At 69.2% G+C, this 15,645-nt stretch carries 14 protein-coding genes; 6 read left to right on the forward strand and 8 right to left on the reverse strand.

Features of this window, described 5'->3' with window-relative positions:
- Positions 1 to 196: 196 nt before the first annotated feature.
- The 4 genes from OSC30_RS09815 to OSC30_RS09830 all read right to left on the reverse strand — a co-directional run bounded on the left by OSC30_RS09815 (position 197) and on the right by OSC30_RS09830 (position 6,069).
- Positions 197 to 2,152 carry a CocE/NonD family hydrolase gene (locus OSC30_RS09815; RefSeq protein WP_267171661.1) on the reverse strand — a complete coding sequence of 652 codons (1,956 nt, stop codon included), beginning with the start codon at positions 2,150 to 2,152 and terminating at the stop codon, positions 197 to 199.
- 221 nt (positions 2,153 to 2,373) lie between these two features.
- The gene (gene otsA / locus OSC30_RS09820) at positions 2,374 to 3,759 is read right to left on the reverse strand and encodes an alpha,alpha-trehalose-phosphate synthase (UDP-forming) (RefSeq protein WP_267171662.1); all 1,386 of its coding nucleotides are present in this window, start codon (positions 3,757 to 3,759) and stop codon (positions 2,374 to 2,376) included.
- Between the two features lie 69 nt (positions 3,760 to 3,828).
- Entirely contained in the window at positions 3,829 to 4,683 is an 855-nt protein-coding gene (gene otsB / locus OSC30_RS09825) for a trehalose-phosphatase (RefSeq protein WP_267171663.1), read from the reverse strand.
- A gap of 63 nt (positions 4,684 to 4,746) precedes the next feature.
- A complete protein-coding gene (locus tag OSC30_RS09830; RefSeq protein ID WP_267171664.1) occupies positions 4,747 to 6,069 on the reverse strand; it encodes a hemolysin family protein in 1,323 nt (440 codons plus the stop codon).
- A 142-nt stretch (positions 6,070 to 6,211) separates the two neighbouring features.
- Here OSC30_RS09830 and OSC30_RS09835 point away from each other — a divergent pair, with 142 nt between their 5' ends.
- Together OSC30_RS09835 and OSC30_RS09840 are read left to right on the forward strand one after the other, a co-directional pair.
- The gene (locus OSC30_RS09835) at positions 6,212 to 6,841 is read left to right on the forward strand and encodes a DUF47 domain-containing protein (protein WP_267171665.1); all 630 of its coding nucleotides are present in this window, start codon (positions 6,212 to 6,214) and stop codon (positions 6,839 to 6,841) included.
- 10 nt (positions 6,842 to 6,851) lie between these two features.
- On the forward strand, positions 6,852 to 7,976 hold the full coding sequence (locus tag OSC30_RS09840; protein ID WP_267171666.1) for an inorganic phosphate transporter: 1,125 nt from the start codon (positions 6,852 to 6,854) through the stop codon (positions 7,974 to 7,976).
- Between the two features lie 15 nt (positions 7,977 to 7,991).
- Here OSC30_RS09840 and OSC30_RS09845 read toward each other — a convergent pair whose 3' ends face one another.
- Positions 7,992 to 8,396 carry a hypothetical protein gene (locus OSC30_RS09845; RefSeq protein WP_267171667.1) on the reverse strand — a complete coding sequence of 135 codons (405 nt, stop codon included), beginning with the start codon at positions 8,394 to 8,396 and terminating at the stop codon, positions 7,992 to 7,994.
- An 81-nt stretch (positions 8,397 to 8,477) separates the two neighbouring features.
- On the opposite strand from OSC30_RS09845, the gene OSC30_RS09850 reads away from it, so the two are divergent.
- Both OSC30_RS09850 and recQ read left to right on the forward strand, forming a co-directional pair.
- Positions 8,478 to 8,816 (forward strand): MGMT family protein, encoded by a 339-nt coding sequence (locus OSC30_RS09850; protein ID WP_267171668.1) that lies wholly within the window; start codon positions 8,478 to 8,480, stop codon positions 8,814 to 8,816.
- A 150-nt stretch (positions 8,817 to 8,966) separates the two neighbouring features.
- Positions 8,967 to 10,802 (forward strand): DNA helicase RecQ, encoded by a 1,836-nt coding sequence (gene recQ / locus OSC30_RS09855; protein ID WP_267171669.1) that lies wholly within the window; start codon positions 8,967 to 8,969, stop codon positions 10,800 to 10,802.
- A 54-nt stretch (positions 10,803 to 10,856) separates the two neighbouring features.
- On the opposite strand, the gene OSC30_RS09860 is transcribed toward recQ, so the two are convergent.
- Entirely contained in the window at positions 10,857 to 11,210 is a 354-nt protein-coding gene (locus OSC30_RS09860; RefSeq protein WP_267171670.1) for an MliC family protein, read from the reverse strand.
- Between the two features lie 125 nt (positions 11,211 to 11,335).
- Between OSC30_RS09860 and OSC30_RS09865 the strand changes: the two genes are divergently transcribed.
- Positions 11,336 to 11,860 carry an FHA domain-containing protein gene (locus OSC30_RS09865; RefSeq protein ID WP_267171671.1) on the forward strand — a complete coding sequence of 175 codons (525 nt, stop codon included), beginning with the start codon at positions 11,336 to 11,338 and terminating at the stop codon, positions 11,858 to 11,860.
- The gene (locus OSC30_RS09870; protein WP_267171672.1) at positions 11,845 to 13,575 is read left to right on the forward strand and encodes a protein kinase domain-containing protein; all 1,731 of its coding nucleotides are present in this window, start codon (positions 11,845 to 11,847) and stop codon (positions 13,573 to 13,575) included. The genes OSC30_RS09865 and OSC30_RS09870 overlap by 16 nt, the downstream gene beginning before the upstream one ends.
- Before the next feature lie 150 nt (positions 13,576 to 13,725).
- Here OSC30_RS09870 and OSC30_RS09875 read toward each other — a convergent pair whose 3' ends face one another.
- Together OSC30_RS09875 and OSC30_RS09880 are read right to left on the reverse strand one after the other, a co-directional pair.
- Positions 13,726 to 14,652: a LysM peptidoglycan-binding domain-containing protein gene (locus OSC30_RS09875; protein WP_267171673.1), complete on the reverse strand. Its 927-nt coding sequence runs from the start codon at positions 14,650 to 14,652 to the stop codon at positions 13,726 to 13,728.
- A 17-nt stretch (positions 14,653 to 14,669) separates the two neighbouring features.
- Positions 14,670 to 15,521, reverse strand: a complete 852-nt coding sequence (locus OSC30_RS09880) for a PP2C family protein-serine/threonine phosphatase (RefSeq protein ID WP_267171674.1) — start codon at positions 15,519 to 15,521, stop codon at positions 14,670 to 14,672.
- Between the last annotated feature and the right edge of the window lie 124 nt (positions 15,522 to 15,645).

Below are 15,645 nucleotides of genomic sequence, written 5' to 3' on the forward strand. Positions count from 1 at the left end.
CGTCGCATTCATCACATTCCCTGCGAGCCCCGATCTTTCACCCCGGTCCTCTCCGCGGCCGGAGGCAGAGGCTTTCAAGACCACGCCGTGCTGGACGTGGCCCACCATCGCTCCTATCGCGGCCAGGAGCTGCCGACCGCACCGTAGGCTCTTCCTCAAGTCGACCTGTCTTTCAAGGTGTTCTTGGAGGAAGACCTCAGTCGCTGACGACGGGGAGGGCGATGAAGCTCGCCTTTCCGGGCGCGTGGTAGATGCGCTGGGTCGCCTTCACGTAGTCGGCCGGCTTCGCGTTGAAGATGTTGGGTACGAACGTCTGCGGATTGCGGTCGTACAGCGGGAACCAGCTCGACTGCACCTGCACCATCAGCCGGTGGCCGGGCAGGAACACGTGGTTGGCGTTGGGCAGGCTGAAGCGGTAGTCCAGCGGCCGGTTGGCCGACAGCGGCGCGGGCTTGTCGAAGCCGGTGCGGTAGCGGCCGCGGAAAATGTCCATCGCCACAGCCAACTGGTATCCGCCCATCTCCGGCTGCTCGGCGACCTGGTCAGGATAGACGTCGATCAGCTTGACCACCCAGTCGCTGTCGGTGCCGCTGGTGGAGGCGACCAGGTGCACTTCCGGCGCGCCGGCGATCGCCAGCGGCGCGGTCAGCGGCTCGGAGACGTAGGTCAGCACGTCGGTGCGGCCGGAGGCCTCGCGCTGGTCATCGACCAGCCATTGCGACCAGGTCAGGCCGTTGTCGTAGCCCATCGGCTGGCTCGGGCGGGCGCGGTAGGGCACCGGATGGGCCGGGTCGGCGATGTACTCGTCGTAGGCGGCGCCGCGGGCGGGTGCATCGAAGCCGAGCTTGAGGCCGGGCTCCAGGTACAGCGCGCGGCTGGCCGTGGCGCAGCCCTGCTCGCAGGCGAGCGGCCACCGGTCCAGCCGCTGCCACTGGTTGGTGCCGGTCTGGAAGGCGGTGACCGGAGCAAGGTCGGCGCTGGGCGCGCCATCCTTGAGGTACTGCGCCAGGAACGGCCGCAGGATGTGCTCGCGGAAGTACCTGGCCGTATCGCTGCCGAAGCGGATCGCGCCCAGCGAGCTGCCTTCGGCAATCTCCTGGCCATGGTGCCACGGGCCCATCACCAGCTTGACCATCTGGCCGCCGGTGTCCTTGGACTTGATCGCGCGGTAGACGGCCGGCGCGCCGTAGATGTCCTCCTGGTCCCACAGGCTGTGCACCAGCATCACCGGTACCTTCAGCGGCTGTTTCGCCAGCAGCTTGTCGACGGCCTGGTCCGACCAGAAGGCGTCGTAGGCCGGGTGCGCCACGATCTTGTTCCAGAAACCCAGCTGTTCCATGCCATAGGCGGTGCCCAGCGCCCCGGCCGAGCCGTAGTGCATGAACATGTCGTAGGTGTCGTGGTAGTTCGACCACCAGCGGATCGAGTTGTCGCGGCTGGCCTCCTGCTCGTAGATGTAACTCATGTTCTGCTGGCGGAAGGCGCCGTGGTGGAACCAGTCGTCGCCCATCCAGCCATCGACCATCGGGTTCATCGGCACCGACACCTTCAGCGCCGGGTGCGGGTTGACCAGCGCCATCAGCGGCTCGAAGCCGTCGTAGGAAATGCCCAGCGTGCCGACCTTGCCATTGGATTCGGGGACGTGCTTCACCAGCCAGTCGATGGTGTCGTAGGTGTCGGTGGCATCGTCGACCGGGGTGGGATTCTGCGGACCGTGCACGGGGCGATTCATCACGTAGTCGCCCTCGGAGCCGTACTTGCCGCGCACGTCCTGCACCACGCGGATGTAGCCGTCCTCGACGATCACGTCGGTGGCGTTGTCGTAGCCCTGCAGCATGGGCGCCAGGCGGCCGCTCATGGTGTGGCTGGTCAGCGCGTCGGCGTCGTAGGGCGTGCGGGTGAGCAGGATGCCGGCGTGCGCCGCTCCCTTGGGCACCAGGATCACGGTATGCAGCTTCACGCCGTCGCGCATCGGGATCATCACCACGCGGCGTTCGTAGTCGAAGCTGGCGGTGACGGGCTTGAACTGCGTCGGCGTTTCGCTGGGGTAGGCCGGATACTTCGCCTGCGGCGGTTCGGCGGCGGGCAGGGCGGTGCTGGCGGCGAGCAGCAGGGACAGCAGCGCGGAACGGGCGGCGAGGTGTGGCTTCACGATAGGGCTCCCCTGGGGCGACCGGGCTAGCGTAGCCCGATCGGAGGCGAGGTGCGCGAGCGCAGTCCGGGTCGGAGCCCACGGCGTGAACCCGGATCTGGCGAACGTCCCTTCGGCTCCGGCGCTACTCGCCTGTGCTCACGACGAACGGGACTTTTTCTGCGGTGCGTGGCGCCGAAGTCGAAGCGCCTGCGTCAAGCCTCAACGCTATCGTCGCGGGATCAACTGGTCAGCGCGTGCAGGAACGCATTGCGCCAGGCGGTCAGGTCATGCCGCTGCAACACGTCCATCATCGACCGCCAGCGCGCGATGCGCTCGCGTTGCGGCATGGCCAGTGCGCGCTCCAGCGCATCGGCCACCTCGACCGTGTCGGCGGGGTTGACCAGCAGCGCCTCGGTCAGCTCCTGCGCGGCGCCGGCGAAGCGCGAGAGCACCAGCACGCCGGGGTTCTTCGGATCCTGGCTGGCGACGTATTCCTTGGCCACCAGGTTCATGCCGTCGCGCAGCGGCGTGACCAGGCCCACCCGCGCCACACGGTAATAGCCGGCCAGCAGGGTGTGCGGGAAGGACTGGTTCACGTAACGGATCGGCACCCATTCCGGCGTGGCGAACGTGCCGTTGATGTGGCCAGCGCTGCGTTCCAGTTCGCGGCGGATCAACCGGTACTCCGGCACCGCGCCGCGCGAGGGCGGCGCGATCTGCAGCAAGGTAACCCGGCTGTGCAGCGAGGGGGAGCGCTCGAGCAGGTGGGCGAGAGCTCCGAAGCGCTCGGCCAGGCCCTTGGAGTAATCCAGCCGGTCGACGCCGATGATCAGCGCGCGGCCGTCGAGGCTCTCGAACAGCTGCTTGACCCCCGGCTCGCTGGCCGCGCGGCGCGCGATGTCGGCCACTTCGGCGGTGTCGATGCTGATCGGGAACACGCCGGCACGGAACAGGCGCCCGTTGGCCGCGCGCAGGCGGCCGCCCGGGCGCATCGCGCCGCCGACCTCGTGCAGGAAGTAGTCCTCCAGCGCGCGCAGGTCGCGCGCGGTGTGCAGGCCCACCAGGTCATAGCTGGCCAGCGTCTCGAGCAGTTCGCGGTGCTTGGGCAGCGCGATCAGCAGCGCCGCGGCGGGCAACGGCGTGTGCAGGAAGAAGCCGATGCGGTTGCGCACGCCGCGCTCGCGCAACATCGCGGCCAGGGGAATCAGGTGGTAGTCGTGCGCCCAGATGATGTCATCCGGGCCGAGCAGCTTGACCAGTTCGTCGGCGAAAATCGCGTTGACCCGCAGATAGCCTTCCAGATGGCTGCGCTGGTAATCGACCAGGTCCGGCCGGTAATGGAACAGCGGCCACAGGGTGCGATTGGCGAAGCCGGCGTAGAAGTCGTCATGGTCGGCGCGCGACAGATCGATGGTCACGTAGTCGATCGGGCCATCGGCCAGATGATGCTGCTCCTCGGCGCTGCGGGAAGCGAGCTTGCCGCTCCAGCCGAACCACAGGCCGCCGCGTTCCTGCAGTGCCGCGCGCATGGCCGAGGCAAGGCCGCCGGTCGCGGTCTGCTTGGGCATGGCCACGCGGTTGGATACCACGACCAGCCGTCCCGGCTTTTTGCCGGTGCGGCTCATCGTCCATCCCCGGGGTGGACGCGGTTGCGGCCTGGCCCGACCGTGCGGTCGTCGCCGGTGGCCTCCAGCTCAGCGCTGGCGGGTTGGTGGCTGCCCTCCGCCGTTGTCGGCATCGATGGAAACTCCCTTTGCATTGTCTGGTCCGTGGTCGAACGCATCCCGCACCCGATCCAGCCAAGCCTGGACGGCGGCCGGGCTAGGCAGCGTGAACCGGGCTGCGGTCGGCTCGCGCCAGCCGACCCGCACGCTCAGGCCGCCGGCGCGATTGACCGCCGCGAAAGCGTGCTCATCGGTCAGGTCGTCGCCGAGGTAGACCGGCGTGCGGCCGGTGAAGGGCGGCCGCTGCATCAGTTCCTCCACGACCCGGCCCTTGTCCATGCCGGCCGGCTTGAACTCCATCACCAGGTTGCCCGGTTGCAATTCGTAGCCGTGCAACCCGGCGGCCACGGCCTCGGCCGCCTCGCGCAGAGCGGGCAGGCGGTCCGGGGCGCGCCGGCAATGCAGGGCCATGGCGTGCTGCTTGTCTTCCAGCTGCACGCCGTCCAGCCGTGCGGCCAGGGCCTGCACCGCGGCGCGCATGCGCGCCTGGTCGGCCGGGTCGACGGTGATCCGGCGGACCAGGCCATCGGCGTGGCGCAGCTCGTAGCCATGCAGGCCGGCAAGCGCCCAGGCGGGTGCGCCAAAGAGGCGATCGAGGCTGTCCACGCCGCGCCCGCTGACCAGCGCCAGCGCACCGTCGAGGCGATCGTGGAGCGTCTGCAGCAGCGCTTTCAGCCCGGGCGGGACGAACACCGCGTCCGGATCGTCGACGAACTCCAGCAGGCAGCCGTCCACGTCCAGGAACAGGGCCCAGCGTGAGCCCGCAACGGGCAACGGGGGCGCCGGCAAGGGCGCGTTCACGCGGACGGGCTCGGGCGAAGACATCGGGGCCAAGCCTAGCAAAGGCGGTGTGAAAGCCGAATCCGGACCGGACCCGCAGGGGCGTGGCTACTGTTCGTCGTCGGCCGCTTCGATGCGTGGCGCCGGCGTCACCAGCAGCTTGTCGATGCGGGCGCCATCCAGGTCCACCACTTCGAAACGGATCCCGCGCCAGGCGAACACCTCGCCCACTTGCGGGATGTGGCCCAGCGCCGTCATCACCATGCCGGCAGCGGTGCGGAATTCGTGCTCCTCCTCGCCGGGCAGGCGGTCAAGGTGCAGCAGTTCGCGCAGGTCCTCGGTTGAGAGCGAGCCGTCGATCAGCCAGCTGCCGTCCTCGCGCGGCACGATCGGCGAGTGCTCCTCGTTGCCGCCGTGTCCAAGCTGGCTGGCGCCGACCACCGCGGCGAGCAGGTCGTTGAGTGTGACCAGGCCTTCGATGTCGCCGTACTCGTCGACCACCAGCGCCATCGGCGTTTCGGCATCGCGGAATTCCTCCAGCAGATCCATCGCGCGCGCCGTGGCCGGTACGTACAGCGGCTTGGCGAGCTGGCGGAACAGCTCCGGCGCGCCGCCGCCGATCTCGCCGATCAGGCTCTTGACCTCCAGCACGCCGACCACGTCGCTTTCGTCGCCCTGGTAGACCGGGTAGCGCGAGTAGGGCGTCTCGCGCATCACCGCGATGTTCTCCTCGCGCGGCGCGGCGTGGTCCAGCCAGGCGATGCGCATGCGCGGGGTCATGACGCTGTCGACGGTGCGGTCGCCCAGGCGCAGCACGCGGTTGACCATGTTGTGCTCGTCCGCGTCGAGCACGCCCTGTTCGGCGCTTTCGGCCACCAGCAGGCGGATTTCCTCTTCGGTGACCCGCCCCTGGCCTTGGCGGCGCACGCCGAACAGACGCAGCAACAGGCCGCTGGAGGCGTTGACCAGCCACACGAAGGGCAGGGTGAAGCGCGCCAGCAACAGCATCGGCACCGCCACCACCGAGGAGATCCGCTCGGGCGCAGACAGCGCCAGCCGCTTGGGCAGCAACTCGCCGATCACCACCTGGATGTAGGAGATCACCACGAAGCCCAGCACCACGCCCAGGCCACGCGCGTAGGGCGCCAGCCAGCCCCCCGCGCTGCCCTGCAGCGAGGTGGCGAAGTGCTCGGCCAGGCGGTCGCCGGCCAGCGCGCCGGTGACCAGCATCACCAGCGTGATGCCCACCTGCACGGTGGAGAGGAAATGCTCCGGCGCCTCGGCGTGGCGCAGGGCGACACGGGCCTGCCGGCTGCCCTGGGCCATCTGCTTGAGGCGGCTCTTGCGGGAGGCGATCAGGGCCATTTCCGACAGCGCGAAAAGGCCGTTGAGCACAGACAGCAGGATCACGAGCGCGATATCGGTCAGCATCGCGGCAGGGGTTCTGGGGGAGGCATGGGGGCAAGTGTAAGGCTTGTGACGGGCCAGCCCACAATACGTGGCCGTGCGTGAAGCCGCGGCGCTCCTGTACCATTCCGTCGTTTCCCCTCCATTTTCCCCCGGGCATCCACGCATGTTTTCACTGCAGACCATCTTCGGTAAGGGCGACAAGTTCTACGGCCTGCTCGAACAGAGCGCCGGCGCCGCCCACGAGAGCGCCAAGGCGCTGCGGCAGATGCTGGAGAACACCGATCGGGCCCCGGTGATGGCCGACTTCACCGGCGCCCGCGCCCGCGAGAAGGCGCTGGCCGCGCAGATCAGCGAGGAGCTGGTCAATACCTTCGTCACCGCGCTGGACCGCGAGGACATCGAGGCGCTCAACTCGGCGCTGTACAAGATCCCCAAGACGATCGAGAAGTTCGCCGAGCGCTATTCGATCGTGGCCGAGCGCGTCGCCGACGTGAACTTCGCCCAGCGCGCGTGCGTGCTGGAGGAGTCGGTCAGCGTGGTGGTCGAGATGATCGGCGAACTGCGCCACGGCTTGCGCATTGACCCGGTCAAGAAGCTGCAGGACCGCCTGCAGGCGCTCGAATCGGAAGGCGACCGCATGCTGCTGGCGCCCTACCGCACGCTGTACCTGGAAGGCCAGGACGCGATGAAGGCGATGCTCGCCAAGGATCTGTTCGAGCTGATCGAGAAGGCGATCGACAAGTGCCGCGACGTCGGCAACATCGTCTATTCGATCGTGCTGAAGAACTCCTGAGAGCCTGCTCATGAGCCTCGGCCTGGTCATCGCGGTGGTGCTGATCGCACTCGCCTTCACCTACATCAACGGTTTCCACGACACCGCCAACTCGATCGCCACGGTGGTCGCGACCAAGGTGCTCAGTCCCGGCCAGGCGGTGCTGCTGGCAGCGGTGACCAACCTGATCGGCGCGCTGTGGGGCACCGCGGTGGCCAAGACCATCGCCTCCGGGCTGATCGACACGCAGGTGGTCGATGCCGGGCCGCAGTTCCTGATATGCGCGCTGCTGGCGGCCACCGCGTGGAATCTCATCACCTGGTGGTGGGGCCTGCCCTCCAGCTCCAGCCATGCGCTGGTTGGCGCGCTGGTGGGCGCGGCCGTCGCCGCCAGCGGCGACAACTTCAACTCGGTCATCTGGGCCCAGGGCAGCATCCACTGGTGGGAAGGCAAGGGCGTGATCCCCAAGGTGATCGTGCCGATGGTGGTCTCGCCGCTGGCGGGCTTCATCATCGGTTTCATCCTGATGGGCGCGCTCTATGCGCTGTTCGCCTGGCTGGCCAACCGCAAGGGCTGGATGCAGCGGCTGGGCCGCACGCCGTTCGTCAATGCGTTCTTCGGCAAGGCGCAGATCGCCTCGGCCAGCGCGATGGGCCTGGCCCACGGCATGAACGACGCGCAGAAGAGCATGGGCATCATCGCGCTGGCACTGGCCGGCGGCACCGCGGCGGGGCAGCTCGATAACCTGCCGTCCTGGCTGGGCTTCCTGCGCATTGCCGGTTCCGCCGAGGGCGGCTTCAACGTGCCGGCGTGGGTTGCGGTGCTGTGCGCGCTGACCATGGCGGCCGGTACCGCCGGCGGCGGCTGGCGCATCATCAAGACGCTCGGCCACAAGATGGTCAAGCTGCATCCGATCAACGGGTTTGCCGCCGAGGGCAGCTCGGCCGCGGTGATCCTCACTGCCTCGGCGTTCGGCATCCCCGTGTCGACCACGCACAACGTGTCCGCCTCGATCATGGGCGTGGGCGCGGCCAAGCGCTTCAACGCAATCCGCTGGTCGGTGGTCGAGCGCATGGTGTGGGCCTGGATCCTGACCCTGCCGATCACCGCGCTGCTGGCCTACGGCTTCGTGCGGCTGGCCCAGGGCCTGGGCTGAGGCGATGGCGCTGCGCTACAGGCTGTCGCCCTCGCTGGCGATGATCTGTTCCAGCTGGTCGCCCAGCAGTCCCAGTTCGCCGATCAGCCGTTCCAGTTCGCCGCCGTCGAGGAACTCGTACGGGCGGTTCTCGCACAGGTGCAGGTAGGGCGAGCCGTCCAGGTCGGCCACCGCCAGGAAGCCGGTGCGCTGCTCCCAGTTAAAGCGCAGGCAGCGGCGCGGATCGGTGCCGGCCAGCGGCCCGATCGGGGTGGACAGGCGCAGGTAGCGGCGGCCGCCCTCGTCTTCCAGTTCGGCCAGGTAAATGCCCTGGTGGCGGCCCAGCGGCAGCGCCAGATCGAAGCTGATCAGGTACGGGTCGTTCTGCCGCAGCGCGTACTGGCTGCCGACATGGGAACGCACGGCTTCGAAATGACGCATGGTGGGGCTCCTTGATGCGGGCCCGATGGTAACCTGCCGCCCCATTGCGCCCAAGTGATGGTGCGCCCAGGGGATGGGTCCATGCAGGAAAGCCACGCCCGCGTCTATGCCGCCATCGCCGCGATCCCGCGCGGCCGCGTCGCCAGCTATGGCGCGATCGCGGCGCGTGCCGGGTTGCCCGGCCGTGCGCGGCTGGTGGGCAGGTTGCTGGGCGAAACGCCGCAAGGGATGGAGCTGCCGTGGCATCGCGTATTGCGCGCCAGCGGCCAGGTCGCGCTACCGCCGGGCAGCCGCGGCTTTCGCGAGCAGTGCCGCTTGTTGCGCGCCGAGGGCATCGAGGTGATCAACGGTCGCGTGCCGCTGTCGCGCTTCGGGCTGGACGCGGACCTCGACCGCGCGCTGTGGGGCCTGCCTCCGTAGGGTGGTTTTCAGCCCACCGTTCCCGTGCGGCCATGGTGGGCTCAAGCCCACCCTGCGCACCCGCGTCCTACGTCTGCATCCGGCTTTACCTACCGTTCCCGGCGTCCGTCGCCGACGGCCGTAAGACGCCGCTTTGGTAGCATGCGCACAATGTCCTCCCGCGCCCTCGAACTCCTCCAAAGCGTCTTCGGTTACGCCAGCTTCCGCGACCAGCAGCAAGCCATCGTGCAGGCGGTGGCCGAGGGCAGCGATGCGCTGGTGCTGATGCCCACCGGCGGCGGCAAGTCGCTGTGCTACCAGATTCCCGCGCTGCTGCGGCCCGGCACCGCGATCGTGGTGTCGCCGCTGATCGCGCTAATGCAGGACCAGGTCGATGCCCTGCGCGAGGCCGGAGTCGCGGCGGCCTACCTCAACTCCAGCCTGGCAGCGGAAGACCAGCGCGAGGTCGAGCGCCGTCTGCTGGCCGGTGGGCTGAAGCTGCTCTACGTGGCGCCCGAGCGCTTGCTGACGTCGCGCTTCCTGGGCCTGCTCGAGCAGATCGACGTGGCCCTGTTCGCCATCGACGAGGCGCATTGCGTGTCGCAGTGGGGGCACGATTTCCGGCCGGAGTATCGTGAGCTCGCGGTGCTCCAGGAACGCTTCGGGCAGATCCCGCGCATCGCGCTCACCGCCACCGCCGACCCGCGCACGCGTGAGGAGATCATCGACCGCCTGGGCCTGCACCAGGCGCGCCAGTTCGTCTCCAGCTTCGACCGGCCGAACATCCGCTACCGCGTGGCACTCAAGCACAATCCGCGCTCGCAGCTGATGCAGTTCCTCGACGGCCATCGCGGCGAGGCCGGCATCGTCTATGCGCTCAGCCGCAAGAAGGTTGACGATACCGCCGCGTGGCTGACCGAGGCGGGCATCGAGGCATTGCCGTACCACGCCGGGCTCGATGCCCGCGTACGTGCGGCGCACCAGCAACGGTTCCTGCGCGAGGACGGCGTGGTGATGGTGGCCACGGTGGCCTTCGGCATGGGCATCGACAAGCCGGACGTGCGTTTCGTCGCCCACCTGGACCTGCCGCGTTCGATGGAGGGCTACTACCAGGAGACCGGCCGTGGCGGCCGCGATGGCCTGCCAGCCGAGGCGCTGATGCTCTATGGCCTGTCCGACGTGGTGACGATGAGCCAGATGATCGCCCAGTCCGATTCGGGCGACGAGCGCAAGCGCGTCGAGCGGCAGAAACTCGAGGGGCTGCTCGCCTTCGCCGAGGCCACCCGCTGCCGCCGCGAACTGCTGCTGGGCGCCTTCGGCGAGGACTACCAGGGCCCCTGCGGCCATTGCGACAACTGCATCGAGCCGCCGAAGACCTGGGACGCCACCGTGCCCGCGCAGAAGGCACTGTCGGCGGTCTACCGCAGCGGGCAGCGATTCGGCGCCGGGCACGTGATCGACGTGTTGCGCGGCGTCGAGGGCGAACGCATGCGGCAGCTTGGCCATGATCGGCTCACCACCTTCGGCATCGGCGCTGACATGGACGAGAAGGGCTGGCGTTCGGTGTTTCGCCAGTTGCTCGCCGCCGGGCTGCTGGAGGCCGACGCGCAGGGCTATGGCACGCTGCGCCTGAGCGCCGCCAGCCGCGCGGTACTGACCGGCGGCCAGCGCGTGCTGCTGCGCGAGGATGCCCGCCCCGTGCGCAGCACGCGCCGACGCCGCGACAGCCAGTTGATCACCGGCGCCAACCTGGGCATCGAGGCCTACGAACAACCGTTGTGGGATGCCTTGCGCGCGCTACGTACGCGGCTGGCCAAACAGCAGGGCGTGCCGCCCTACGTGGTGTTCCACGATGCCACCTTGCTGGCCATGCTGCGGGCGATGCCGGCCAGCGAAGAGGATCTGGCCGAGGTCAGCGGCGTGGGCGAGGCCAAGCTCAAGCGCTACGGGCGCGATTTTCTGGCGGTGATCAACGCGGTGGACGCCGTGCCGGACGACGCCGCCTGACCGGCCGCGGCCTGTTGCCATTTTGATGCGGCTTTCACGCATACGGACGCGGGCTTACGTCGCGCCGGGTGGCGCGCTCGCGTCCCCTGGCGCCTGGCAGGCCACGCCGGAGGCTGAAGCGATGGTTTCCCCGGCCCCCAGCGGCGCCAGCCAGGCCTCATGCATGCCCTTGGTCCACCACTGCCAGCCGTCGCCCACGTAGCGCGCTCCGCTGGCGGAGAGGGCAATGGTCAGGCGGTAGGGCTTGCCGGCCATGACCAGCAGGGCATGCTCGCTGTCCGGATAGCTCGCCTGCACCACCCGGCCGTCGGCGCAATGGTAGGCAAACCCGGGCGCTTCCGGCCGGAGCGGCTGGCAGGCCGCCGGCAACAGGGCGGCAGCGGCCACGAAAAGAAGGCAATGGCGCATCGGGTTCTCCTCGGGTGTGTGAAGGCGGTCTCGCTCTGGCCCGGCTGCGGCACCGAACGCGCGTCCCCATGCCTTGATGACGAACGCTTGGTTATAGTGCGCGGATATCCCACCGAGGCCTTTCGATGGACAGCCCAGGCCAGACCACCGTACTTAGCCCCGGCAAGCGTGTCGCCGGACCGCAGGGAACCCGGCTGTTTTCCGCCGAGGAACTGCGCCAGGTGGCCCGCGAGGCCGCCCCGGTCCTGCTCGGCCGCGCCAGCGCTTCCACCCCGGTGCTGGAAGGCGCCAATGGCGACCTGCAGGGCCAGCGCCTCTCGCTGCGGCCCGGCCGGCAGACGATCGGCCGGCGTGGCGACAACGATATCGTGCTGGACGATCTCAGCGTGTCGGCGTCGCATGCCTGGATCGTGAACCAGCAGAACCACTACGTGATCATGAACACGCTGTCGACCAACGGCACGTTCGTGAACGGCAAGCGCATCCACGAGACGACCTTGCGCCACGGCGACCGCGTGCGTTTCGGCCAGGTGGAGTTCACCTTCCTTACCCGCGAACGCGGCACGGGCGGCGTCGCCCGGCCGGGCTGGCTGGCGCTGGGCGCGGCCACGGTGGTGGCCATGGGAGTGGCGGCATGGTGGCTGGTCTGATCCCAGCCGCGGACGAACGGGTAATCCCGCCGACGGTGGGACGCTACCGCATAGAAGGCATGCTCGGCGCCGGCGCCATGGCCGTGGTCTACGCCGGCTTCGACCCGGAGATCGAGCGCCGGGTGGCGATCAAGTGCCTGCGCAATGCGGTCGCCGCCGACCCGGCCTATCGCGCACGCTTCATCACCGAGGCTCGCGCGGTGGGCCACCTGACCCATCCCCACATCGTCACCCTGTTCGACGTGGGCGAAATGGAAGATGGCCGCCCCTACATCGCGATGGAGCGGCTTTCCGGCGACACCCTGGCCAGCCGCGTGGCGCGCGAGGGCCTGCCTGCGCTGCCGCTGGCCATCGGCCTGGTCGAACAGATCGCCAGTGCGCTCGATTACGCCCACGCGCAGGGTGTGATCCACCAGGACATCAAGCCGGAGAACATCATGCTCTCCGATGGCTGGCAGCATGCCAAGGTCAGTGACTTCGGCATCGCCGAACGGCGCGACCTGCGCGGGTCCGGCAAGCCGCGCGGCGAGATCGGCGGCACGCCGGCCTTCATGGCGCCGGAGCACCTGCGCGGCGAGCGCACCGACGCGCGCAGCGACCTGTTTTCGCTCGGCGTGGTGCTGTTCTGGCTGTTGAGCGGCAAGCTGCCGTGGGAAGAAACCGGGGATGTGCGGCGCCTGCTGGCCGAGCGCCAGCGCCTGCCGCAACCGACGCTGCAGCCACGCGACCCGTTCACGCCCTCGATCCTGCTCGACATCGTGCAGACCCTGCTGGCCCCGGCGCCGCAGGATCGCTACCAGCGCGGCTCCGAGCTGATCGACGACCTGCGCCTGGCCTTGCGCGAGTACGAACGCCTGCACGACAAGCCGATCACCACGCGGCTGATCTCGCTGCGACTGCGCTGGGCCGGCATCCTGGCGGCCGTGCTGAGCCTGACCCTGCTGATCGGCCTGGCCGCGATCTACGCCCGGCAGAACACCGCGGTCACCGGATTGGCCCAGGATTTCGGCCGCTCGCTGGGCCGTATGGTGGCCAGCGAGGCGGCGGAGAACCTGCTGCTGGACGACCGCGCGGCCACCCGCGCGCTGGTGCAGGACATCTCGCGCAACCAGCAGATCTATTACCTCGCCGTGGCCAACCGCTACGGCGAGGTGATCGCCAGCACGCGCAAGGACGAACTGGGCCAGCCGCTGCCGGTACGCACCAACGAGACCTACCTGCCGGGTGCGGGCGACATCGCCAGCTACCGCGTGCGCCTGCCCGATGGCGACGACCCCGGAGAAATGCTGGTGTTCGATGTGCCCGTGCATTACCAGACCGCCAAGGTCGGCCAGTTGCGCCTGGGCATCAGCGACGCCCCGCTGCGCGCGGCGCAGAAGACCACGCTCAAGGCGATCGTGGCGGTGCTGCTGGTGACGCTGGCGGCGGTGACCGGCGCCGCCTACTGGCTGTTCCGGCGCCTGCTCGGGCTGCTGGACGTGCTCGGCGAGGCGATGCTGCGGGTCGGTCGCGGCGATTTCCGCCATCGCATCCGGCTGGTCCGGCACGACGAACTGGGCCGCCTGTTCACCGCCTTCAACCTGATGTCCAACGCGCTGCAGGCCCGGGAGCGCCGGCCACGCCGGACCGCCGCCAAGCCGACGGCGCCGCTGGAACTGCCCACCCGCATCCTGCCCACGGAGGAGCGGGTGGAGGACAAGGCCATCCGCGACTGAGAGGCGCGCTGCCCGCGAGAGGCGCGGACGCCGGATCCCTTGTAGGAACCCACTTGTGGGCGATGCTTCTGGTGGTATGCCGGAAAAGCATCGCCCACAAGTGGGCTCCTACAGGTTTTTTCGCAAGGCGGCCGGCCAGAGCCGGCATCTTCAATACTGCTTCAGGCGCTGCTTGAGCTCGAGCGCCCGCGCACGATAGACCGTGGCCGGTTCGAAATCCGGCTGGATGGCCAGTACCCGGTTCCACAGCGAAATGGCCTGGTCCAGCTGCTGGTCGCGATAGAGCACGATCGCACGCTGGTGGTAGACCGACACCAGCTGCTTGCGCAGCGCCCTGGCGTCGGCATTGGCCGGGGGCAGCCGTGGGTCGACGTCGAGCGCCTGGTCCATTCGCTGCAGCGCCTCGCTGCGCTGCCCCTTCTGCAGCAACGCCACGCTTTCGGCCTGCAGCCGGCGTGCCTTGGTCGCATCCGGAGCATCGGCCGCAGATCGGCCGGGAGAGGTCTCATGCCGGTCTGGCGCGGGCCCTTCCGGCGGCGTGGACGCCAGGCCGGAGGCGGGCAGGCGCAGGGTCTGTCCCACCCGAAGCATCGAAGGGTCGGTCGAGCCGTTGTAGCGCGCCAGGATCAGGAAGCGCGCGCCGTCGCCCAGGTAGCGGGCCGCCAGCGTGCTGTAGGAGTCGCCCGGGCGCACCACGTACCGCCGCGAGGCATGGCCCAGCGCCTGTTCGGGATCCACCGTAAGCTGGCGCAGCACCGCCTGCGCCGCGGGGTCGCCCGGATGGGCACGCAGGTAGCGGCGCAACTGGTACTCGCCTTCCTTGTAATGGCCCAGTTGCAGTTGCTTGTTGATGATCTCGGCCAGTGATGCGGTCGGCGTGTCCGGCTCGAGCGGCGCATGCGCCACGGACGGCGCCGGACGCGTCACCACGACGCGTGCCGGCGTTTCGTGGCCGGTCACGCGCGCCTTCAGTTGCCTGAGCTGGGCGCAGCCGCCCAGGCCGGCGGCCAACATGCCTGCCAGCACCAGCGGCATCCACCGGTAACGACCCTGCGCCGCGACGTGCGCGATTCCCATGTTCTGCACGGATTCCCTCATAGCTGTCGAACACCCGCTTCGGCCTGGCCGCCCGCGGCGCGGCCGGCCAGCTTCGCCCAGAGCCCCCGCCCGCGAGCGCGCCACCATTGCACCCAGCCTATCCGGGCGAAGATCAAGGAGACATTGTCGCCGTCCGCGCCGCCACGCTCCAGCGCGCGGCCGAGCGCTTCGTGCAGCGCCCGGCGCAGGTTGCGCCGACGTGCCAGGTCACCCAGTTCGTCGGTCGCCAGCCGTTCCCACACGCCGTCGCTGCACAGCACGAAATACTGGCCCGGGCCGAGGGTGGCGAAACCGTGTTCGACCTGCGGTGGCCGCGGCCCACCCAGGCCGCGCAGCAGCATGTGTTGGGTGGCGTCCGTGCCCATCGCCTCGGCCTGCAGTTCGCCGCCGGACACCTTCAGTTGCGCCACGCTGTGGTCCTCGGTGCGCCCCAGGCAACGGCGGCCATGGAAGCGGTACAACCGGCTGTCGCCCACGTGCGCCCAGCAGGCGCGCCGCCCGCGAATCAGCAGCGCCACCACGGTCGAATGCGGTTCGGCACCTACCAGCCCCTGGCCGCGCCGGCGCAGCTCGGCATGCGCCGACTGGCACAGGGTTTCCAGGAACAGCGGGCCGGGTTGCTCGCGCCACGCACCCTGCTCCCACAGCCGGCGCGCGATATCCACCACCCCGGCAGCGGCCATTTCGCCGGCGCCGTCGCCGCCCATGCCGTCGGCCAGCACCAGCAGCCGCGCATCGGTGGTCGGATCGTGCAGGCAGACGAGTTCGTCCTGTTGCGTGGGCCGCCCGCCGCGTGCCCGGCCGGCCGCCACCGATGGCATCGCATGGCTCTCGATCCCCTGATCCATCGTCCGGCCCCATCCGAAGATGAACAGAGCATAGCGCCTGGATCGATGGAAACGTGACGCTGGATGCCTGCCGCAGGCCGCCGGCGGTCGAGGTGGTGGTTCCGGAACGCCCGGGACAAAGGCA

Origin of the sequence: Frateuria hangzhouensis (genome assembly GCF_026410505.1) — a bacterium.
Classification (GTDB): Bacteria; Pseudomonadota; Gammaproteobacteria; order Xanthomonadales; family Rhodanobacteraceae; genus Frateuria_A; species Frateuria_A hangzhouensis.